Here is a 20,641-nt window from a genome sequence, read left to right on the forward strand (position 1 = left end):
ACAAGTCGAGGCCGTCCTCAAGAAACTTCGCGGCGAAGCGGACGCGGATGCCCTTCTGTCCGAACTGGGGAGCGTACTGATCGAGCCGGTTTCGAATTTGCTCGATCCCAACCGTACGCTCGTGATCATCCCGGATCGCGCCCTGCACGGCCTGCCCTTCAGCGCGCTCCGCCGGCCCGGCGACGGCAGGTACCTCATTCAGGAATTTCCGGTCGTTGTCAGCCCGAGCCTGACGCATTTTCTCGCCGCCAATGAACGGATCCCAGACACCCCTCGAAATGCGATCGTGGAATTCGGTTCTCAGAATGGCGGCGCTTCGGAGTTGAAAGAGCTGAACGCGCTCGCGATGCTTTACAAGAGCTCGACATTGTATTCCGGCCAGCAGGTCAATAAAGCGACGTTTCTGGGCGCGATGAACAAAGCCGAGATCTTCCACTATGCGGGCCATTCGGCTACGGACGCCATCGATCCCCTGCGCTCCTCCATTCTCCTGGACGGCAATCGGTCAGGACCAAACAGCGTGACGGCTGTCGATATTTCCCGACAGCGGCTGCCCGGCAATGCGGTCGTCATCCTGTCGTCCTGTGATTCATCCGTAGGCAACTCGAGGGACGGCATCGGCGTACGCGGCCTGACTTCGGCTTTTCTGATCGGCGGCGCCGGATCGGTCGTCGGTTCGTTGTGGCCTGTCGAAGGATCGAGTACCGCCGATCTCATGATCCAATTCCATCGCGCGTTCGCACTTGACCACATGCCGGTCGCCCAGGCGTTGCGCACGGCGCAACTGAGTTTCCTGCAATCCACGCCGGAACGCGCCCATCCGTATTACTGGTCCGGTTTCGTCGTGACGGGTAACTTCAGCGCCCTGCGCTAACAGCCCTTATGCTAGGATGCGCAAGCGAATGAAGGCAGACGGCATCTGGGGCAACATTTTCAACTGGGGGACACGCAAGGAGTCGCTCGCGGAAACCCTTCAAAACGTCCCGCTGTTTCACGATCTGACACCAAAAGAACTGAGGATTCTCGATCGAGTCGTGCATGTTCGAATGTATGAGGCCGGTGAGCCCGTTTTTGTGGAAACCGAGCCCGGCGCCGGGATGTATGTGATCCGTTCGGGCCGGATCGATATCGTGCTCCAGCATCGAAGTGAAAACCGGCTCATTCTGGCGGAACTCGGGACCGGCGATTTTTTCGGGGAAATGGCGCTGCTCGGGGATACGTCGAGGTCCGCGACTGCCGTTGCGCGTGAGCGCTCGGAATTGATCGGATTCTTTCATCCGGATCTCATCGAAATCATCAATCTGCATCCTGGCATGGGCGCCAAGATCAGCTTAGGGCTGGCACAAACCCTCGCCGAGCGTTTGCGCTACACCAATGCCCAGCTGCGCGATATCTGGCAAATCCGGGGACCCAATGAAGAATCTGTTCGGTGAAGGGCCTGTCCGTCTGCTCGCTTTCGCAGGACTGATCGTCGCCCTCGTCCTGGCTTTCTTCGCTGTCAAGGTCCTGCTGGTGCCGTTCGTGGCTGCTTTGTTTGCCGCCTACCTGTTCGATCCGATCATTGTGATTCTGCAGCGCCGCGGAATGGATCGGGGAAAAGCCTTTCTCCTGCTGCTCGGCATTACATTCGCGGGTGTCATTACGCTGCTTGCGCTGATGCCGCAATGGCTGCGGCTGGAAGCCGTCAACAGCTCCAGCACGACCTTTGCGAACCGGCTCTCCCAGCAACTCGGTGAAGTGGAGAACAAAGTCGACAGCAAGCTGCCGATGTTGCAATCGGTTCACATCGGCGACCAGGTCACCGCAAAAGCGACAGCGGTGGGAAGCCGCTTGTTCGAACAGTTGCCCGGGCTCGTCACAAGTTTTCTCCTCAACCTCATCCTGGTGCCGTTTATCGCGTATTTCATGGTCCGGGATGGAAAGACCCTCAAGCGGCATGTCGTCGAGCTGGTGCCCAACCGCTATTTTGAAATGTCGCTGATCATGTTCAACCGCATCGATGAACAGATCGGCGGCTACCTGCGCGGACGCCTGATCGAATGCATTCTCGTCGGAGTAACGCAGGCCCTCTGCATGGGTATTGCGAGTGTCTTTGTGGACCAGCGCTACATCCTGCTGATTTCCGCCGTGTGCGGAATCACGAACATGATTCCTTACCTCGGTCCGGTCATGGGAACCGTTTTCGGCGCGTTTCTTTACCTGGGAACCGGCTTGCCCCTGAACAGCATTTACGGGCTGGTTGCGGCCGCGGCCGGCGCGCACGTCATGGACAACATCTTCATCGCGCCGGCTGTGCTCTCGCACAATGTCGACCTGCATCCGTTGACGGTCGCACTGGTCCTGGTGATCGGCGGCGAATTGCTCGGAACCCTGGGTCTGCTCATTGCGATTCCGGTCGCATCGACCATCAAGGTGATTGGCCAGGAGTTTTATGCGAATTACCAGTTGCAGGTTCGGACGTAAGGGAAAAAACTTATTGGCAGTTGCAACATTGGAGGTTTCTGAATTTCTTTATATGAAGAAATGCAGAAACGTCGGATGATACAACTTCCAATAAGTCTTTACCTTTCCCACAACTGCGTACTCATGTACCGTTCACCGATATCATTCAGCAGCGTAACAATGACGCCTTTCCGAATCCGCCGGGCGGTCTCATAGACGCCGTGGAGATATGCCCCTGACGACTGGCCTGCAAAAAACCCGTGGCGTGCAAGCAATGCGCACATCTTTGCGGCATCGGTGCTGGACACCTTGACCTTTTCGTCGATGACGGACTTGTCGAGAATCTTCGGAATGATGTCGCCGGGATTTTCCAGCGGTTTCAGGCCTTCGATACCGGGGAAATCTTCAGGGACGATCTGGACAATTTCAACGCCGGGCAAATCTTTCTTCAGGCGCCGGCCGACTCCGGTAATGGTTCCGCCTGTGCCGATGCCGGCGACGAAGTGCGTCAGCTGTCCGCCGGTTTGCGCGAGGATTTCCGGCGCGGTTGTCTCGAAGTGCGACATCCAGTTGTTGTCGTTGGCGTATTGATCGCAGTGAAAGTATTTGCCGGGTTCGTGTTCGGCAATGCGATGTCCTTCACGGAGCGCTTCATCATAGCCTTCCAGCGGATCGGTCTGAATCAGCTTCGCGCCGTGCGCCTGAATTCTCAGTTTTCGTTCCTTACTTGCGTTTCCAGGCACCACGATCGTGATAGGAAGATTCATCATGGCGCCGAGCATGGCGTACGCTATTCCCGCGTTGCCGGAGCTGGAATCCAGCACCACCTGTCCTTTGCCGACCTTTCCTTCGATTAACGCTTCGAGCAGCATCCGGCGGACGGGCCGGTCCTTGAGACTTCCTCCCGGATTTGCGTACTCCGCTTTCGCATAGATGCGGACCTCGGGCAGTTCTTCTTTGAAACACAGGATCTCGACCATCCTGGTGTTTCCGATCAAGTTGAGCGCCGGATAACGCTCGTGAAACCCGGCATAACGTTGTTCGATCGGTATCATTGCAAATGGATTCATAAGGATCAGTTGTACCACAACCGTTATATGCTGATTTGCGGTCATTGGGGATCATGCGCATTCTTGCGGTTCTGGGCAGCATCAGCATCATCGTTATCATTCTGTGGGACGCTTTCGAGGTCATCATCCTGCCCCGGCGCGTCACTCGAAAGTTCCGCTTGGCCCGATTCTTTTATCGCGGCACGTGGGTGCCGTGGAAATGGTGGGCGGAGCGGATGACGAAGCGGCCGCGGCGGGAGGTTTTCCTCAGTTTCTATGGTCCGGTTTCCCTGGTCTTTCTTCTGATCGTGTGGGCGTCAGGCCTCATCCTGGGCTTTGCTCTTCTGCATCGATCCCTCGATACGCCGATGAAAATCGAAGATGGCAGCCGCGGCTTTCTCACGGATCTCTATTTCAGTGGATCGACATTTTTTACTCTCGGCGTTGGGGATGTGCTGGTTAAGGGTTGGACGGGCCGTGCGCTGACCATCCTGCAGGCCGGCCTTGGACTCGGATTTCTGGCGATCGTGATCGGTTACCTGCCTGTCCTGTATCAGGCGTTCTCGCGACGGGAATTGAACATCTCGCTGCTGGATGCGCGCGCCGGATCGCCATCCACGGCCGCCGAATTGCTGCTCCGTCACTTCGACGGCAATGCGTTCGTGGAACTGTCCGCCTTCCTTCGCGATTGGGAGCGATGGGCGGCGGAACTGCTCGAAAGCCACCTGTCCTATCCCGTGCTGGCCTATTACCGGTCGCAACACAGCAATCAGTCATGGCTGGCGGCTCTGACCACCGTCCTGGATGTCAGCGCTCTCGTGATGGTCGGCATCGACGGCGTGCCCGCGCACCAGGCGAAGCTGACGTTCGCGATGGCCCGGCACGCCGTCGTGGATATTGCTCACGTATTCAACACCAGCCCGCATGACCCGCCGCTGGACCGGCTTCCGCCGCATGAGCTCGCGCGGCTGCGGGCAAACTTGAGCTCTCATGGAATCTCGGCGCAGGACGGAAGCAACGACGACGAAAAGCTTCTCGCCCTCCGCCGTATGTACGAACCTTATGTTCATGCGCTCTCGATTTATCTGCTGATGCCTCTTCCGGGCTGGCAGCTGGCGGCCCAATCGGCGGACAACTGGCAGACGAGCGCCTGGGGACGCGTCACTCATGCCTGAAGAACTTAAAGATCGATTTGCATTCGTCATCTTCGGAGGCTCCGGGGACCTCAGTCAGAAGAAGCTGATTCCCGCATTGTGCCGCCTCGCGTCGATGGGATACATGCCGGATCAATATGCAGTACTGGGAACATCCCGCTCCGCAATGACGGACGATGCGTACCGTGACCTGGTCCGCCGCTGGGTTCAGGACCAGGAGGTGGAAAGGCTCCTTCCGTTCGTCTATTACCAGGCAGGCGATACAACCAAACCTGAGAGTTTTGCAGCCGTCAAGGCCAGGCTCGAACAACTCGACAGCCAGCTCGCGCTCGGCGGCAACAGGCTCTTCTATCTGGCGGTCGCGCCCGACCTCGTTCCATCGATCGTCGAACGCCTGCACGAATCCCGGCTGCTGCACGCCGGCCAGAAGTCATGGGTTCGCGTTGTTTTCGAAAAACCGTTCGGCCATGACCTTAAAAGCGCGCAAGATCTGAACGCGGAAATCAAAAAGATGTTGCGCGAAGATCAGATCTTCCGGATCGATCACTATCTGGGCAAGGAAACCGTTCAGAACATTCTGACGTTCCGCTTCGGCAATTCCATTTTCGAGCCGGTTTTCAATCGCACCCACGTCAACAACATTCGGATTACGGTTGCAGAGTCCATCGGCATGGAAGGAAAGCGCGGCGCATATTACGACACCGCCGGCGCGCTGCGGGACATCGTGCAGAATCATGCGCTCCAGCTGTTATGCCTCACGACCATGGAACCGCCGGCAACATTCGATGCGGAAGCCATCCGTGATGAAAAGGTGAAGGTGCTTCGTACACTGCCGGTGATGAGCGCAAACGCCGTTGCGTCGCACACCGTCCGCGGCCAATATAACGGTTATCGCAACGAAGAAGGCGTGAATCCGGAATCGACCACGGAAACCTACGCCGCAATACAGACAACGATTGATAACTGGCGCTGGTCTGGAGTTCCCATCATCATCCAGGCTGGTAAGAAGTTGCCGGCGCGCGTTACCGACATTGAAATTGAATTCAACCAGCCGCCTCTTTGCCTCTTCCGCGAGTTCGCCGAATGTCCGCCGAATCCGAATTCGCTTCTTATCCGGATTCAGCCCAACGAAGGTATCAGCCTTTCCTTCGTATGCAAGCAGCCCGGAACCCGCTTTGCGGTTCAGGATGTGAAGATGGATTTTTCGTACGGCAGCGCCTTTCGGCAGCGATCGCCGGAGGCCTATGAGCGCCTGCTTCTGGACGCATTGCGCGGCGATCCTTCCCTCTTTACGCGGTCCGATGAAGTTGAAGCAGCGTGGCGATTCGTGTCGGCGATTCTCGAAGGCTGGGCCAAGCTCCCAGCGCCTCGATTTCCCAATTATGCCGGCGGCACTTACCCGGCGGAAGCGAACCGTCTCCTGATGCCGGTCCACAGCCTGCGCCAGTAAGGAACGGCCACCGGCAACACCGGTTCATCATCGAGCGCCTTGTAGCTGCGGTTTTTTGCCAGTTGCTTGACCGTGTCGTGGTAGGCGAAGACATTGCAGTGGATGCATCGGTAAAGGGGGACGGAAACTTCAAGGATCGGGACAAAAAGATGATCTGTGGAATTGCAGATCTTTTCGTCAGACATCGATAAATGATGTTAACACATTTTGTCAGCTGCCCTTTTCGCCCTTCTGCTTGGTAAGAAAGAAGATCAGATCCGATTTCGTGATGATGTCGAATCCGGTCGAACGTTTGACCAGAATCGCCGGCGTTTGGTGGTCCATGTTATGAGCGATCTCATCGAGCGCCGTGTCCTCCGAGATCACCGGAAACGGCCGCTCCATATACTCGGCAACCGGCTTATGCTTGGCCACGGGATCGGAAACCAGGATGTCGAGAATCCGCGTCTCGCTGATACTGCCGACCACCGCCCCGCCTTCGATAATCGGCACCTGGGAGATATCGTGCTCCCGCATGAGATTCACGGCCTGCTCGATGGTAATTCCAAGCGGAACCGACACCAGTTTCTCAGCGCGCCGCTGCTTGTCCTGGACCACCTGGCCTGCGCTGACCTTGACCCTCGGCTCGATGAACTGATTCTCGCGCATCCAGTTGTCGTTGTAGATCTTGCTCAGGTAGCGCGTGCCCGAATCCGGAATGATGATGACCATCAAATCGTTTTCAGTGAGCTTATCGGAAGATTTCAGCGCGGCGCAGAGCGCGGCGCCGGCGGACCCTCCGGCAAAGATGCCTTCGTAGCGCGCCAGCTGCCGCGTCAGCAGAAACGCGTCTTTATCGGAGACCGCATGAATCTCGTCGATGACGGAGAAATCCACATTAGCGGGAAGCTCGTCCTGACCGATGCCTTCAATCTTATATGGCTGTACCTGCGGCTTGCGGCCGGTCTTGAACATCTCTGCGAAGATGGATCCCGCCGGATCGGCGCCGATGACGCGAATCTTCGGGTTCTTTTCTTTCAGGAAGCGCGCAGTTCCGGTAATCGTGCCGCCGGTTCCGACGCCGATCACGACATGCGTCACCTTTCCTGCAGTCTGCTCCCAGATCTCGGGCCCGGTCGTCTTGTAATGGGCTTCGAGGTTGGCGGGATTCTCGTATTGATTCGGGAAAACACTGTTCGGGATTTCGCGGCTCAAACGCAGCGCAACGGAGTGATAGCTTCGCGGATCATGATGATCGACCTGAGACGGAGTCACGATCACTTCCGCGCCCAGGGCGCGCAAGGCATCGATCTTCTCCTGGCTCATCTTGTCCGGCATCGTAAAAATGCACTGATAACCTTTGATCGCGGCGGCCAGGGCAAGCCCCATACCGGTGTTTCCGGAAGTGCCTTCGATGATCGTCCCGCCGGGCTTGATTTCCCCGGCGCGTTCGGCGGCCTCGAGCATCGTGATTCCGATGCGGTCTTTGACGCTGCCGCCCGGGTTCATATATTCGAGCTTCGCGAGCACGGTCGCACGCACACCGCGGACCACGCGATTCAGGCGTACCAGCGGCGTGTTGCCGATCACTTCCAGAATGTTGCTGTGCCACACGATATTTTTACGATATCACAAGCGATTCTTCGGCATTATCCGCGGCGGGCAGCGGCCGTAAGCGCCTTCTTGGCTTCCACTTTTTTGGCTTTCCGGGCGGGAGCAACCGTGACTTCCTTGCGGTAATTCTCGAGCGCCCGGGCGAGTTCGGCCTCGACACGCCGGCGCAGTCGGTCCGGTGAGATGACTGTAGCGGAGGATCCAAAGCTGAGGATCCAGGAACCCAATTCGAATTCGCCTCCAACGTGCATCTTCATCGAAATGCGGCCGCCGCCGATTTCGCGCACCTGTTGCGAAGGGTGCCAGACGCGCGACCGGACATATTCGGAAATATCGGAGTTGAAAACGATCTCGACGTCGAAGGGATCTTCCTTCACCACGCCGAATGCGGATTCCAGATAGTTCTCCACCGAGAAGTCCGCGGGTTTGTCGAAAGTGTCGCGGGTCTTCTCGAGACTTTCGATGCGCTCGATGGCGAACGTGCGGATCTGTGTGTATTCCTCGACAAACGCAAACAGATAAAGGCCGCCGCGGAAATACATCAAGCGGTAGGGATGAATCGTGTAGGTTTTTTTCTGCTGGCTGTGAACGGAGTAATACTCCATCCGGACTTTGACTTCTTCTCCGATCGCTTCCATCATGACGCGAATCGTGACCTTGCGATGCTCCAGGTCCTTCGGCGCATCGGCGCGAACGCTGATCATGTTGTCCAGGCTGTCGAGAAACTTGATATTCCGGTCCGGCAAAGCGCTTTCGATTTTCTTGAAGGCGGAGGCAATGTCGTCCGAGAACGGAGGAGCAGCGAGGTTCACCACCAGCTTCTTGCTGAAATACAAGGCAGCGGTTTCCGAAAGAGAAAGGGTGGCCAGCGGCAGACCTTTATATTCGTCGTTCAGCCGCCAATACACTTTCCCGTCGTAGCGTTCGTCGTAGAGCGGAAAGCCGGCCTCCATCAGCGCAGCCAGATCGCGCCGGATCGTTTTGGTCGAGACCACGTGATGCTCGGCCATATCCGCTATCGTGGTCCAGCGGTTCATTTCGATCTGCTTCAACATCGCCCACTGCCGGATCAATTGCGCGTTTCGCCCCATTTGCTTCCCTCTCCTGCCCCGGTTCCTGCCGATTATGGACGGGGTGTCATAAAAACCAGTAGTACCAAATCTTCCGCGGCGGAATTTCTCACGCCATGATCCTGACCCGGTCTCGCAATCACCGCTTCACCCGGATTCAGCTCGCGGTCTTCGCCGGCGATGTGAAAGACTCCCTTGCCCCGCAAAACCAGATAGATCTTATCCGATTCGGCATGGCTGTGGACGCGTTGATCCTGGCCCGGTTTCAGACAATAGAGATCGCAGAAGTATTTCGCCGATTCAAACAGCGGCAGCTTCTGCATCTTCTCGTCCGAAAAACGGACAAATTCTTCAAGGTTCCGAACTTCCATATCCGAGTGCCGCTATTGTATTATGAATGAATATGAGGAAGGACTCGCATTTGACGGAGCTTCCTCGCCGCACTCCGCAACAGGCTCGGGGCGAACGCCGGGTGTCCGAACTTCTGGATGCGACGGCCCACGTGATCGCTGCAGTCGGATACGACGCCGCGACAATGTCCGCGATCGCGGATCGCGCGGGCGCGCCGATCGGCTCGCTTTACCAGTTCTTTCCGAACAAGCCGTCGATTGTTCAGGCGCTCCGCACCCAGTACGTCCAGAAGTTCGAGGAGATGTGGCTGCCTCTGGAAGTCGAAGCGGCGGCGATGGACCTTCCGAATCTGGTGCGCAGGCTGATCGAATCAACCATCCGGTTCGCGGACGAGAATCCCGCATTTCCGGCCCTGCTCGACGCGCCTTCGAGCACGCGCACTCCGGCAGCGATCCGGAAGATCATCAAAGAACGCCTTGCCGCCTGTTTGCGCGCCTGCCTGCCGAGATTGCCGCAGCGAAAAGCGCTCGAACTGGCAACCGTGACACTTCAGATGCTGAAGGCCATGAATCAGCTTTATGCCGAAGTTCCTCTACCGGAGAAGCGCGGCGTCGTTCAGGAATTCAAGATCGCGGTGCTCTCTTATCTCAACGTGAGAACGAATAAATAATATGAACCCTGTCTGTAATGCTGCCCGTTCTGGTCTGCTGTTTTCAGCGTTGGTTATGCTGATTCTCGACGGCTGCTCGACAAAAGCCGCCAATTCCAGTGCTCCTCCGCCGACGAAGGTCGGCGTTGTCGAAGTCATACAGAAAGATGTTCCGGTATACGGCGACTGGGTGGCCACCCTCGATGGAAACGTCAATGCCAATATCCAACCGCAAGTGTCCGGATACCTGGTCAAGCAGGACTATGCCGAAGGTTCATTCGTCCATAAAGACGATGTGCTGTTTGAAATCGATCCGAGACCGTTCCAGGCCGCTCTCGATCAGTCGAAAGCCCAGCTCGCGCAAGCCCGCGGCCAGGTGGCGCAGGCTCAGGCAGCGCTGGCGCTGGCGGAAATCAATGTGAAGCGGGATACGCCGCTCGCTGCTGCCCGAGCGATCGCTCAAAGCCAACTGGACAATGACGTCCAGGCCAAAGCTCAGGCGGAAGCGCAGTCCAGGACGGCCGAAGGCTCCGTCCAGGCCGCGGAGGCCTCCATCGAGCAGGGCGAACTGAATCTAGGCTTTACGAGGGTGAAATCCCTGATCGATGGCATCGCCGGGATTGCGGCAACGCAGATCGGAAACCTTGTCGGCCCGACCACGATTTTAACGACTGTTTCCCAGGTCAACCCGATCAAGGTGTACTTCCCGATCAGCGAACAGGAATATCTGCAGCTGGCGAAAGGAAACCAGGCCGGGTCCGGCCTCCTTCGACAAAATGTTCCCAGCCGGCTGCAGCTGATACTCTCCAATGGCGACACATATCCGAGCCAGGGGACCTCCGCGTTTGCAGACCGGCAGGTCGATTCACAGACCGGAACGATCCGGATGGTGGGCGTTTTTCCGAACCCCGGCAATATTCTCCGTCCTGGCCAGTTCGGCCGGATACGCTCCCTGATCGGTTTCCACAAGTCCGCGCTGCTGGTCCCGCAGCGTGCGGTGACTGAACTCCAGGGCCGCTATCAGATCGCCGTCGTCGGCCCGGAGAATAAAGTCAGCATCCGCAACGTCGGCGTCGGCGATCGGGTTGGAACTCTCTGGGTGGTTACGAGCGGGTTGATGGCCGGAGACAAGGTTGTTTCGGAAGGCACGGCGAAAGTGCGCGAAGGAATGGACGTCAATCCGGCGCCGGACACCTCGGACAGCGGTAATGCCGGCGGGGGCGGAGGCCAGTAGCCATGTCCAGATTTTTCATCAACCGGCCGATCGTCGCGATGGTCATTGCCATTGTCATGCTGATCGTCGGCCTGGTCTCGATGCTTTCATTGCCGGTCGCGCAATTCCCCAGCATCGTCCCGCCCGAAATCCAGGTCAGCGCGACCTACCCCGGAGCAGACGCGCAGACGCTTGAACAATCCGTCGCGACACCGCTTGAGGCACAGATCAGTGGCGTCGACAACATGGCGTACATGTATTCGGTCAATGCCAACAACGGGCAGACGTCCATTACGGTGGACTTCGACGTCAAGACCGACCCCAACATCGATCAGGTCCTGACGCAACTGCGCACTTCTCAGGCGCAGTCCCAGCTTCCCGCTCAAGTGAATACGGCCGGACTGGTGGTACAGAAATCGCTGTCGGCGCCGCTGATGCTCGTTGCTCTCTATTCGCCGAACAACCAATACGACAGCGTCTTTCTGGCGAACTATGCCTACATCAACCTGGTGGACGAATTAACCCGCGTCCCGGGCATCGCGCGAGTGCAGGTGTTCGGCGCGGGTCAGTACGCCATGCGGGTCTGGGTCAAGCCGGATCAGCTTGCCAAGCTGCATGTCACTGTTCCTCAAATCGTCCAGGCGTTAGGGACGCAAAACACGGTGAATCCCGCTGGACAGATCGGCGGCGAGCCGGTTCCGAAGGGCCAGCAGTTCACATATACGGTGCGCGCGCAGGGGCGGCTGGAATCGCCCGAAGAGTTCGGCGACATTATTCTGCGCTCCGATCCCGACGGCTCGACGCTCCGCTTGAAAGATGTCGCCCGCATCGAGATGGGCGCGCAGACGTACAACCTCTCCGGACGATACAACGGCAGACCGTCGGCCATTCTCGCCATTTACCAGCTTCCGGGTTCGAACGCCGTCGATGCGGCCAACGGTCTCCGGGCTCGTCTCGCCCAGTTGAGCCAGCGATTCCCTCAGGGCCTTTCGGACACCGTCAGTCTCGACACCACAGCGGCAGTGACCGCGGGAATGCGCGAAATCGTGTACACCCTGTTTGAGGCGCTCGCCCTGGTTGTTCTCGTGGTCTATATCTTTCTTCAGGGCTGGCGCGCGACACTCATCCCTCTGATGGCCGTGCCGGTCTCGCTCGTCGGAACATTCGCAGTGTTCCCGCTGCTCGGTTTCTCGATCAACACGCTTTCGTTGTTCGGCCTCGTCCTGGCGATCGGCCTGGTGGTGGACGATGCCATTGTCGTCGTCGAAGCCGTCGAGCGGCATATTGAGGAGGGTCTTTCTCCTCGCGATGCGGCCCTGAAAGCGATGGAGGAAGTCTCCGGGCCCGTCATTGCCATCGCGCTGATTTTGAGCGCGGTATTCATTCCAACGGTTTTCATTCCAGGCCTGACCGGCAGGCTCTATCAGCAATTCGCCGTCACGATCGCCATTTCCGTCATTCTTTCGGCCTTCAACGCGCTTTCTCTGAGCCCCGCAATGGCCGCGCTCCTGCTCAAACCGCGCAGCGAAAAGCGAGGGCTGCTTGGCCGCTTCTTCGACTGGTTCAACCGCGGCTTCGGACATGCGACAAACGCCTACGTCGGCCTTTCGCATTTCCTGCTTAGAAAAGCCGTGATCAGCCTCCTGCTCCTGGGTTTGATTCTGGTTGGAGCAGCCGCCATCGGCCGCAAGCTGCCGACGTCGTTTCTGCCTGAAGAAGACTTCGGTTATGTGTACGTCAGCATGCAGCTGCCGGATGCATCGTCTCTGCAGCGGACGGCCGCAGCCGCAAGTAAAGTCGAAGACGTGATTCTTCACTCGCCCGGCGTGCAAGGCTGCACTTCGGTCATCGGTTTCAGTCTGCTGAGCCGTGTGCAGAACACCTACAGCGCATTCTTCTTTGTGACGGAAAAGCCGTGGGACGAACGGACAAAACCTGAAGAGCAATACGACGCCATCCGCAGCCATATCACATCCGAGCTTGGCAAAGTCGAGGACGGCGTGGCCTTTTCGTTTTCGCCACCTGCCATCCCCGGCGTCGGGACCTCCGGAGGCGTGACGTTCATGCTGGAAGACCGGTCCGGAGCGAGCCTTGGGTTCCTCAGCGATAACGTCGACAAGTTTCTTCAAGCGGCACGCAAACGCCCTGAGCTTGTCGGCGTTACGACATCCTACCTTCCGAACGTTCCCCAGGAATTCATCGACGTCGATCGCGCAAAGGTCGAACGCCAGGGCGTTAATATCGGGGATGTATACCAGACGCTCCAGGCCTTCATGGGCGGATATCTGGTGAATTACTTCAACCGTTTCGGCAGGCAGTGGCAGGTCTACGTCGAAGCCGAAGGGCCCTACCGGACACGCGCCGAAAATCTCGGCCAGTTCTATGTGGCAAACAATCGCAACGGCATGGCGCCGCTCAGCGCGCTGACGGATTTGAAAACGATATCGGGCCCGGAATTCACCATGCGCTACAACGAGTACCACGCCGCTCAGATCAATGCGGCCGCGGCGCCGGGATACAGTTCGGGGCAGGCGATGAAGGCGCTCGAAAGCGCATTCGCGGAAAGCATGCCGCGCGAAATGGGCTTCGATTACACCGGAATCTCCTATCAGGAACAGCAGGCGGCCCGGGGCGTTTCGCCGGCGGCAATTTTCGGCCTGTCGCTGTTGTTCGTATTCCTGATCCTCGCGGCTCAATACGAAAGCTGGTCGCTGCCGTTCAGCGTGCTGCTCGGCACGCCCGTCGCGGTGCTGGGCGCATATCTGGCCCTGTGGGCGCGGCACTTCGAGAACGACATCTATGCGCAAATCGGTCTTGTGATGTTGATCGGATTGTCCGCCAAGAACGCCATTCTGATCGTGGAGTTTGCAAAACAGGAATTCGAGCGCGGCAAGAGTCTCGAGGACGCCGCGCTTACGGGCGCGCGCATCCGGCTGCGGCCGATTCTCATGACGGCCTTCGCTTTCATCCTGGGCTGCGTTCCGCTGTGGGCGGCGGCAGGATCGGGAGCGGTGTCCCGCAGGATCCTTGGAACTGCCGTCATCGGGGGAATGCTGGCGGCCTCCGTGATCGCCATTTTCTTTATCCCGGTGACCTTTGAGGTGGTCGAAAAACTTTCTCACCGCATCAAGCGGACCGACGTGAGCAACGACGAATATCCCGGAAATGGGAGGGAGCCCGCATGAAGCGCGTCATTCATTTCGGAATTTTGGTTCTTTTGGTATCGGGCTGCACCACCGTCGGGCCGAACTACAAGCGGCCCCTCGTCGCAACGCCGGACGCGTTCCGCAATGACAGTTCGTCGCAGGCAGCACCGGCATCCACTTCGCTCGGCGACGAGAAATGGTCTGAAGTATTTCAGGATCCGGAACTGCAGAAGTTGATCCGGACCGCCCTCGATCAAAACTATGATGTGCGCATCGCTGCGAACCATATTCTACAGACGCAACAGCAGGCCGCAATCATCCGGTCGAATGCGTATCCGACGCTCAGCGCGGGCCCCAGCTACCTGACCGAGAAGCTTCCGGGCTTCGGCTTCAACCAGTTTCAGCTGCAGGGGTTCTTCACTTGGGACGTCGATTTCTGGGGCAAATTCCGCAGAGCGGATGAAGCCGTCCGCGCGAGTTTAATCGCGTCCGAATGGGCGCGCCGCGAAGTGGTGGCGACACTCGTTTCGAATGTCGCCACGGCTTATTTCCAGCTTCGAGAGCTCGATCTCGAACTGGATATCGCGAAGAAAACCCTCGAGTCCCGTCAGGAATCGCTTCAGCTGACGCAAACGCTGGCAAACGGCGGCGCTGCCGGATTGCTGGATGTGAGGCAGGCGGAACAATTGGTGGAGACCGCCGCCGAAACGATTCCCGACACCGAACGCCGGATCTCTCAGATGGAAGACCAACTCAGCATGCTTACCGGCGGCAATCCCCACGATATTCCGCGCGGCCTCCCGCTGTCGGAACAGGCTCTGCCTGTATCGGTTCCTGCTGGAATTCCCTCCAGACTGCTGGAGCGGCGTCCGGACATTCAGGAACTGGAACAGCAAATGGTCAGCGCCAATGCGCAAATCGGCATCGCGCGGGCGCAGATGTTTCCCGATCTGCCGTTGACAGCGTCCGGCGGCATTGCCAGCAGCGCATTGCTCAAACTGTTCGCCGGTCCGGCGGGTATATGGAATTTCGCGCCGACGCTCACACAGCCGATCTTTCAGGGAGGCAAGCTCCGCGCAAATCTGAAACTCAGCGAGGCGCAGGAGCAACAGGCCGTCCTCACGTATCAGCAAACGATTCAGCAGGCGTTCCGCCAGGTTTCCGATGCGCTGATCGACTATGGGAAGTATCGGGACTTTCGCGAGCATCAGGAATCGCTGACCACGGCAGCCCACGAATCGGCCGACCTTTCCGAACTCCGATACAAAGGCGGCGTCGCCAGCTATCTGGAAGTCCTGACCAACGAGACGAACTACTTCACTGCGCAGCTCAATCTCTCCCGCGCCGTCCTCAACGAACGCGTCTCGGTAGTCGAGCTATACAATGCGCTGGGGGGCGGCTGGGATTAAAGGTTCCTGTAAGGTGCCGGAAACACGCTCTGCCAACGTCTCGCCTTCAACCAACTAGAAGATTCTCGATGCGCGCACGATCGTCGTCAGCGACCCGGTCGGGGACAGTGAGTAATTAATTCCCAACGCGATTGTGCTCGCCGTCCGTCGTTCCATCGGAGGAATCACTAAAGACGTTGAATCGGATATAAATCGAACAACCTGTCCTCGACAACAACAGGAATACCTTCAACAATGGCCTGTGAAATGATGAGACGGTCGAAGGGATCGCGGTGATGAAACGGCAGGTTTGTCGTGTTCATCGTCTTCCGAATGCATGACGAGTTTGCCTTTTGCACTCCCAGGCTGCCGCGGCTGCTTGACGGTAATGGCTGGTCCCACGAGTTTGGCGACGGGTCTTCCGCCTGCGTAATCACGAATTCGTCGTCAGGACCTAGCTTGGCGATCAAATCTCCCAGATGCTCCTGCGCTTCCTGCAGCGTGACTGTCTCAGCCATTCTTGTCGACCTCCTCGATTTACCCCGATAGCTTATTTTCTGAAAGTTGCTCTGCACGATACACCACCATGATATCAGCTGGATCATTATTGAAATCGAAGCAATGTCCGCGCGGTTATAGACCGCGCCTTCTACAGTTCGGCCAGTGCGAAGATCTTTGCTTCCGGAACCGTTTCCGAAACCTGCTTCACGAGATGCGGGTGACAGGTAAAGAGAAGAACCTGATGGGTGGTGCAGAGGTCGGAAAGGGCTTTGAAGGTGGTCCGGCTGCGTTGGGGATCGAAGTTCACGAAAATGTCGTCGAAAACGACGGGCAACGCGTCGACATGGTTGGCGTATTCACGAACCAGGGCCAGCCGCATCGAAAGATACAGCTGCTCGGCCGTGCCGCGGCTCAACAATTGCGGCGCCAGCCGGATGCTGTCGGCGCGTTCGACCTGGATATCTCCGCCGTCGAGCGGAGCGATCACCCGAACATAGCGTCCTTCGGTCATGACTCTGAAGAATCCCGAAGCCTGGCGCAAAACTTCCGGCTGCCGCTCGGTCTCGTAGACTTTCCGAGTCTCGTCGAGAAGGGCCCGGCATAGCGTGATCACGGCCCACTGCTCGGCGGCTTCATCAATTCGTGCCAGGATGGTTTCCTGGCGTGACAGCGCCCGCGAGCGTTCCTCGCTGTGTTCCATCATCGTGATGCGCTCTTCGACCCGGCCGGTTTCGTGGCGAGCCTGCACCAGCCTCTGCTCCAGTTCGGTCAGCTCGCTCTGGGCGGCCTGGAACGCGGCTTCCTCATCGGCGCGCATGTCGAAGAGCATGCCGGGTTCGGCCGTTTCCAGTGGAATCTTCTCCAGCTCTTTCAAAAGCTGCTGCCGTTGCTTGAAGATCTCCGCCCGCTGCAGGAACTCGTCTTCCGTCTTGGCGTTTCCTTCGGCGAACAACGCGGCGATATTACTTTCGACTTCCTGGAACTGCTGGTTGATGCGCGCCAGGTCGGCTTCGGCGTGAACGGACGCTTCCTCGAGGCTTCGCAGGCTGTCGTTCACCTTGAGCAGAAGGTCGAGATCGGCCGCCCGTTCGTCGATGTCGGCTTGAGCGATCTCGTTTTTGCCCGTGAGCTTCCGGATTTCGGTTTCGATCTCCCAGGCTTCAATCTCGGTTTTGCGGAGCTCGCTCTCACAGGAGTCCAGACGACTGGAACAGGCAGTCACCTCTTGTTCGATGGCTCCGGCACGTTTGACGCGATCCCGGTACCAGAGCATTGCCGCCACCGAGATGGCGCCGAGGGCCGCTCCAGGGTAAGGATGGGTCGCAAGAATCAAACCGGTCACTCCCACCCACATCAGAGTGATGAAGAGAAGGAATGCGGGCCACGACGGCGGAACGATCTGACCACGACTTGCAACGAGAGCATGCTTCTGCTGGGCGATGGCATCGCGCTGCTCGACTCCGGCGATGTAGACACGGCGGGCGGCCTCCACTCGCGGCGCGAGCGTACGCAGCGATTCCAGCACCTGGGAATGGCGGGCGCAGTCCTCCCGATCCACGTTCATCTGCAGCCGGCGGAGCCGGCGGCCTTCCGCCGCGGTCTGGTTCCTGGCGCGTTCGTCGAGCAACGACCGCTGCTGCTTTACAAGCATGTCGAGCCGCTCGATGCCGCCTTCGGGAAAAGTATCGACGACGGGAAGCTCCTTTATGCGAGCTTCGAGCTTGTTGCGGCGCTCGACGTATGGCCGATTCTTGACCCGCTTCGCATAGTGCTCGATCCTGCGGCTGACCTCCGCGACGGCTTCTTCGAGACCGGAAAGTTCGACCGCGAGCCGGGTCCGCGTTTCATGCGCCGCGAGATAGTCCTGCGGCTGATGTTCCGTGCGATCGAGATCGTCGCGGACGGATTCGAGTTCCTTGAAAGCGACGTTGATGGTGCTGTTCTGTCCGCGAGGAAGAAAGAGGGCGCCCTGCCGGTCTTCGAGATCTTTCTGGACGGCGGTCCAGCGGGACGCCCCGATGCCGAGACCGGCGCCGGAAATGTGCGTCGCAATTTCACTTTCCTGCAGCGTATGGAACTGTTCGAGCTCTTCGAGACCAAACGCGAAGACATTGTGGTAGAGCGTTTTCGTCGTCCCGCCAAGCAGGCGTTCGAGCGCCGTCTCATCTCCCGCGGCATCGCCCGTGTAGACGGCAACGCTTCCGCGCGCGTGACGGCCGGGAGTCCGCTCAAGGCGAAGCCTCGTATCGCCCACAACAAGATCCAGTGAGCCGCCGTGCGAGCCGCCTTTTACAGGTTCATAGCGCCTGGCGCTGCCGCGCTTCTCAAAACCGAACAGCATCGCACGGATGAACGCCATCAACGTGCTCTTGCCGGTCTCATTCGGACCGTGAAAGACATTCAGGCCGGGGACCAGGGGCCCCCACGTTTTGTCATTCCAGACCCCGAAACCGTCGACGTGAATATTTTCGATCTTCATCAGCTACGAATCCAGCAACAGATCCACGCCCATCGCCGAGGCGCGCTGGATCCATTCCCGGAGCTTGCCCTCGTCGAGGGGCGGCATATCTTTCCGCCTGAACAATGGCGATAGACTATCGGTCATGCGCCGGCGCATCTCGGGATCTTCCATCGCGCGCCCGGCGAGGTTCAGAAAGTCGCTCACCATCGTTTCGGTGTGGGCGAGTGTTTCAAGATCGAGTTCGGGCCCGGTGGCGATGCGTACCGATTCGGGAATGACCGCGGAGCCGAGAACCTCCGCCAGTTCCTCGTCCATCTCGTCGCGTTGCAGATCCCGATGCAGAGATCCATTCCCGCGGATCGTACAGCGGGCGACCATCGGTCCTTCGAACGCCGCCTTTTCCGCCCGCGCCTTGTCGAGCATCGTATCGACCAGTTGATCCATACTGTTCAGCGCGGCGATCGACAGCTCGATCTGGATCCAGCGGGCGATACTGGTATCGACGAACTCGAGATGCGCGCGGCCGAAGGTGTCCACGTCCACCTGATAACAACCGCGAGGGCCGGTCTCGCGCGGGTTTCGCCCCTGCGTATTGCCGGGATACACAACCATGGCAGGCTCCGCAGCGAGCACCGACCGGGTATGGACGTGACCAAGCGCCCAGTAATGGAATCCCGCCGACGCGAGTTCGCCGACGGTGGCCGGCGCATAATCGGCGTGACCGCTCTGGTGGCCCACATTCGCGTGCAGAACCGCGATCGAATAAGGAGCGTCCTCGGCCGGCTTAAACGATGACGCGAGATTATCCGTCACGCGCTCCTTCATATAGCTGACGCCGGTAACCTTTGCGGCTTCGCGTCCGCGGCGGATGAACGGCTCGGTGTCGGTGCGTCCGCCGAAGGTCACCACATTCGGCGGAAGCTGAAATCCGCTGCCCCAACCGTTCAACGGATCGTGATTGCCATGAACGATGAAAACCGGAATGTTGCGTTCGGCAAGGCGCTCCATCTCTTTCCGGAAGGAGACCAGCGCCCTGAGATTCCGGTCTTTCGAATCGTAAATGTCACCGGCAATGACCAGAAAGTCGGATTGAGACTGGATCGTGTGGTCCACGACGCGGTCAAGCGCGCCAAGGGTTGCCGCCTGCAGCTGCTCTTTCAAAGATGCGGATGCATCGCCAATACCGCGGAACGGACTGTCCAGGTGCAGGTCCGCCGCATGCACAAATCGCAAAGGCTCCATATTGGCTTTTTAGAACGAATCCCGGACAAATCAGGTCTTTTGGTCTCGTTGAATCGAACGCGGGCTAAAACCAGCGACTACCTACTTTGGATGCCGGAACCAAAACCAGGCCGCCAGGCGGCGGCGCGTTCGTGTCAACATGCGGGCCGGATGCCATGCGCACAGCCCCAGGCGGCTGCTTTCAGAACAACAGGCCAATACACCGCCAATGGAAGTCCCGAGAGCAGCCAGAGCGTCTTTCTTCTGTGCCGGAATAACCCGTATATCACCGACATACCCCAGACCACAGCCAGCACGATGCTGACCCGGCGCGCCACATCGAAGGCGTCTGTCGTGACAAAAGGCACGCCACAGGCGACGGCGGCGGTTGCGGATGAAAGAACAAAAAGTGTGGAGAATTTCAAACCGGAATCAGTGGGCGAAGTGCCGCACGGCATAAACGACGGCGATCACAACACCAGCAGAAATCCACATTAAGCTGCGAATGGTACCGGCGAACTCTCTGTAATCTCGCATAACTCCAGTTTACCCTGCCGGAACGGTGCCTGCTCTCTCGCTTTCTTTTCCCAAATGGCTGCCCATGGCGGATCCAGAGTGATCAAGAATTTCAAACCGCCGTCGTCCGTAAGACTGACAAAATTTGGGCTTATACCGGTTCTTGATCGGTATAGGGGCGCGGTCTTCTCTGCAACGCGAAGGCCGGCATGATCGGAGACACCGGTGTCGTATGATATTACGCCATGAATCCTGATCAAAAACTCATTCATTCCGCATACGAGGACGCAATCAAGAAACTCTATGCCGCGCTTTTTGACAATTATGCACAGTCAGGTGCCGACCAGGCACAGCAGCAGCAGGCCGACCGGAATTTTACTACGGGTGTGGGGTTAGCGCGAAAATCGCGTGATCGCGCCATTGCGCTGCTCGCCTGA

19 protein-coding genes are annotated in these 20,641 nt (G+C 58.3%); 11 read left to right on the forward strand and 8 right to left on the reverse strand.

Annotated elements, in window-relative coordinates; translation table 11 throughout:
* The 3 genes from VGK48_10380 to VGK48_10390 form a co-directional block, all read left to right on the forward strand.
* On the forward strand, positions 1 to 874 hold an 874-nt coding region (locus tag VGK48_10380; GenBank protein ID HEY2381570.1), incomplete at its 5' end, for a CHAT domain-containing protein.
* A 28-nt stretch (positions 875 to 902) separates the two neighbouring features.
* Entirely contained in the window at positions 903 to 1,433 is a 531-nt protein-coding gene (locus VGK48_10385) for a cyclic nucleotide-binding domain-containing protein (protein HEY2381571.1), read from the forward strand.
* On the forward strand, positions 1,414 to 2,463 hold the full coding sequence (locus VGK48_10390; protein ID HEY2381572.1) for an AI-2E family transporter: 1,050 nt from the start codon (positions 1,414 to 1,416) through the stop codon (positions 2,461 to 2,463). The genes VGK48_10385 and VGK48_10390 overlap by 20 nt, the downstream gene beginning before the upstream one ends.
* 98 nt (positions 2,464 to 2,561) lie before the next feature.
* Here the strand turns inward: VGK48_10390 and VGK48_10395 are convergent, their stop codons facing one another.
* Entirely contained in the window at positions 2,562 to 3,512 is a 951-nt protein-coding gene (locus tag VGK48_10395) for a PLP-dependent cysteine synthase family protein (GenBank protein ID HEY2381573.1), read from the reverse strand.
* Between the two features lie 53 nt (positions 3,513 to 3,565).
* Between VGK48_10395 and VGK48_10400 the strand changes: the two genes are divergently transcribed.
* Positions 3,566 to 4,666: a potassium channel family protein gene (locus VGK48_10400; protein HEY2381574.1), complete on the forward strand. Its 1,101-nt coding sequence runs from the start codon at positions 3,566 to 3,568 to the stop codon at positions 4,664 to 4,666.
* On the forward strand, positions 4,659 to 6,095 hold the full coding sequence (zwf, locus tag VGK48_10405) for a glucose-6-phosphate dehydrogenase (GenBank protein ID HEY2381575.1): 1,437 nt from the start codon (positions 4,659 to 4,661) through the stop codon (positions 6,093 to 6,095). The genes VGK48_10400 and zwf overlap by 8 nt, the downstream gene beginning before the upstream one ends.
* Here the strand turns inward: zwf and VGK48_10410 are convergent.
* From VGK48_10410 to VGK48_10425, 4 genes are read right to left on the reverse strand one after another with little or no spacing between them, the layout of a single operon-like run.
* Positions 6,041 to 6,280: a hypothetical protein gene (locus VGK48_10410; protein ID HEY2381576.1), complete on the reverse strand. Its 240-nt coding sequence runs from the start codon at positions 6,278 to 6,280 to the stop codon at positions 6,041 to 6,043. The genes zwf and VGK48_10410 overlap by 55 nt on opposite strands.
* A gap of 25 nt (positions 6,281 to 6,305) precedes the next feature.
* The gene (locus VGK48_10415) at positions 6,306 to 7,688 is read right to left on the reverse strand and encodes a cystathionine beta-synthase (GenBank protein ID HEY2381577.1); all 1,383 of its coding nucleotides are present in this window, start codon (positions 7,686 to 7,688) and stop codon (positions 6,306 to 6,308) included.
* A gap of 35 nt (positions 7,689 to 7,723) precedes the next feature.
* Positions 7,724 to 8,779 (reverse strand): WYL domain-containing protein, encoded by a 1,056-nt coding sequence (locus VGK48_10420; GenBank protein ID HEY2381578.1) that lies wholly within the window; start codon positions 8,777 to 8,779, stop codon positions 7,724 to 7,726.
* Positions 8,780 to 8,811: 32 nt separating this feature from the next.
* Positions 8,812 to 9,129 (reverse strand): cupin domain-containing protein, encoded by a 318-nt coding sequence (locus VGK48_10425; GenBank protein HEY2381579.1) that lies wholly within the window; start codon positions 9,127 to 9,129, stop codon positions 8,812 to 8,814.
* Between the two features lie 50 nt (positions 9,130 to 9,179).
* On the opposite strand from VGK48_10425, the gene VGK48_10430 reads away from it, so the two are divergent.
* The 4 genes from VGK48_10430 to VGK48_10445 are packed head-to-tail and all read left to right on the forward strand — an operon-like array spanning position 9,180 to position 15,526.
* On the forward strand, positions 9,180 to 9,779 hold the full coding sequence (locus VGK48_10430) for a TetR/AcrR family transcriptional regulator (protein HEY2381580.1): 600 nt from the start codon (positions 9,180 to 9,182) through the stop codon (positions 9,777 to 9,779).
* Between the two features lies 1 nt (position 9,780).
* Positions 9,781 to 10,992: an efflux RND transporter periplasmic adaptor subunit gene (locus VGK48_10435; protein ID HEY2381581.1), complete on the forward strand. Its 1,212-nt coding sequence runs from the start codon at positions 9,781 to 9,783 to the stop codon at positions 10,990 to 10,992.
* 2 nt (positions 10,993 to 10,994) lie between these two features.
* Positions 10,995 to 14,156, forward strand: a complete 3,162-nt coding sequence (locus tag VGK48_10440) for a multidrug efflux RND transporter permease subunit (GenBank protein HEY2381582.1) — start codon at positions 10,995 to 10,997, stop codon at positions 14,154 to 14,156.
* On the forward strand, positions 14,153 to 15,526 hold the full coding sequence (locus tag VGK48_10445) for an efflux transporter outer membrane subunit (GenBank protein ID HEY2381583.1): 1,374 nt from the start codon (positions 14,153 to 14,155) through the stop codon (positions 15,524 to 15,526). Before VGK48_10440 ends, VGK48_10445 begins: the two co-directional genes overlap by 4 nt.
* A 167-nt stretch (positions 15,527 to 15,693) precedes the next feature.
* On the opposite strand, the gene VGK48_10450 is transcribed toward VGK48_10445, so the two are convergent.
* The 3 genes from VGK48_10450 to VGK48_10460 form a co-directional block, all read right to left on the reverse strand.
* Positions 15,694 to 16,023: a hypothetical protein gene (locus VGK48_10450; GenBank protein HEY2381584.1), complete on the reverse strand. Its 330-nt coding sequence runs from the start codon at positions 16,021 to 16,023 to the stop codon at positions 15,694 to 15,696.
* Positions 16,024 to 16,154: 131 nt separating this feature from the next.
* Positions 16,155 to 18,485 carry an AAA family ATPase gene (locus VGK48_10455; protein ID HEY2381585.1) on the reverse strand — a complete coding sequence of 777 codons (2,331 nt, stop codon included), beginning with the start codon at positions 18,483 to 18,485 and terminating at the stop codon, positions 16,155 to 16,157.
* A 3-nt stretch (positions 18,486 to 18,488) separates the two neighbouring features.
* Positions 18,489 to 19,709: a DNA repair exonuclease gene (locus VGK48_10460; protein ID HEY2381586.1), complete on the reverse strand. Its 1,221-nt coding sequence runs from the start codon at positions 19,707 to 19,709 to the stop codon at positions 18,489 to 18,491.
* 150 nt (positions 19,710 to 19,859) lie between these two features.
* Between VGK48_10460 and VGK48_10465 the strand changes: the two genes are divergently transcribed.
* Both VGK48_10465 and VGK48_10470 read left to right on the forward strand, forming a co-directional pair.
* The gene (locus VGK48_10465; GenBank protein ID HEY2381587.1) at positions 19,860 to 20,186 is read left to right on the forward strand and encodes a hypothetical protein; all 327 of its coding nucleotides are present in this window, start codon (positions 19,860 to 19,862) and stop codon (positions 20,184 to 20,186) included.
* A gap of 263 nt (positions 20,187 to 20,449) precedes the next feature.
* Positions 20,450 to 20,641: a hypothetical protein gene (locus VGK48_10470; GenBank protein ID HEY2381588.1), complete on the forward strand. Its 192-nt coding sequence runs from the start codon at positions 20,450 to 20,452 to the stop codon at positions 20,639 to 20,641.

This window comes from Terriglobia bacterium, assembly GCA_036496425.1.
Classification (GTDB): Bacteria; Acidobacteriota; Terriglobia; order 20CM-2-55-15; family 20CM-2-55-15; genus 20CM-2-55-15.

Coding starts and splice junctions, on each gene's coding strand:
- VGK48_10420 (HEY2381578.1), bottom strand. CDS start 8,779: ATGGGGCGAAACGCGCAATTGATCCGGCAGTGGGCGATGTTGAAGCAG.
- VGK48_10390 (HEY2381572.1), top strand. CDS start 1,414: ATGAAGAATCTGTTCGGTGAAGGGCCTGTCCGTCTGCTCGCTTTCGCA.
- VGK48_10470 (HEY2381588.1), top strand. CDS start 20,450: ATGAATCCTGATCAAAAACTCATTCATTCCGCATACGAGGACGCAATC.
- VGK48_10395 (HEY2381573.1), bottom strand. CDS start 3,512: ATGAATCCATTTGCAATGATACCGATCGAACAACGTTATGCCGGGTTT.
- VGK48_10450 (HEY2381584.1), bottom strand. CDS start 16,023: ATGGCTGAGACAGTCACGCTGCAGGAAGCGCAGGAGCATCTGGGAGAT.
- VGK48_10445 (HEY2381583.1), top strand. CDS start 14,153: ATGAAGCGCGTCATTCATTTCGGAATTTTGGTTCTTTTGGTATCGGGC.
- zwf (HEY2381575.1), top strand. CDS start 4,659: ATGCCTGAAGAACTTAAAGATCGATTTGCATTCGTCATCTTCGGAGGC.
- VGK48_10400 (HEY2381574.1), top strand. CDS start 3,566: ATGCGCATTCTTGCGGTTCTGGGCAGCATCAGCATCATCGTTATCATT.
- VGK48_10385 (HEY2381571.1), top strand. CDS start 903: ATGAAGGCAGACGGCATCTGGGGCAACATTTTCAACTGGGGGACACGC.
- VGK48_10460 (HEY2381586.1), bottom strand. CDS start 19,709: ATGGAGCCTTTGCGATTTGTGCATGCGGCGGACCTGCACCTGGACAGT.
- VGK48_10435 (HEY2381581.1), top strand. CDS start 9,781: ATGAACCCTGTCTGTAATGCTGCCCGTTCTGGTCTGCTGTTTTCAGCG.
- VGK48_10455 (HEY2381585.1), bottom strand. CDS start 18,485: ATGAAGATCGAAAATATTCACGTCGACGGTTTCGGGGTCTGGAATGAC.
- VGK48_10410 (HEY2381576.1), bottom strand. CDS start 6,280: ATGTCTGACGAAAAGATCTGCAATTCCACAGATCATCTTTTTGTCCCG.
- VGK48_10425 (HEY2381579.1), bottom strand. CDS start 9,129: ATGGAAGTTCGGAACCTTGAAGAATTTGTCCGTTTTTCGGACGAGAAG.
- VGK48_10465 (HEY2381587.1), top strand. CDS start 19,860: ATGCCATGCGCACAGCCCCAGGCGGCTGCTTTCAGAACAACAGGCCAA.
- VGK48_10440 (HEY2381582.1), top strand. CDS start 10,995: ATGTCCAGATTTTTCATCAACCGGCCGATCGTCGCGATGGTCATTGCC.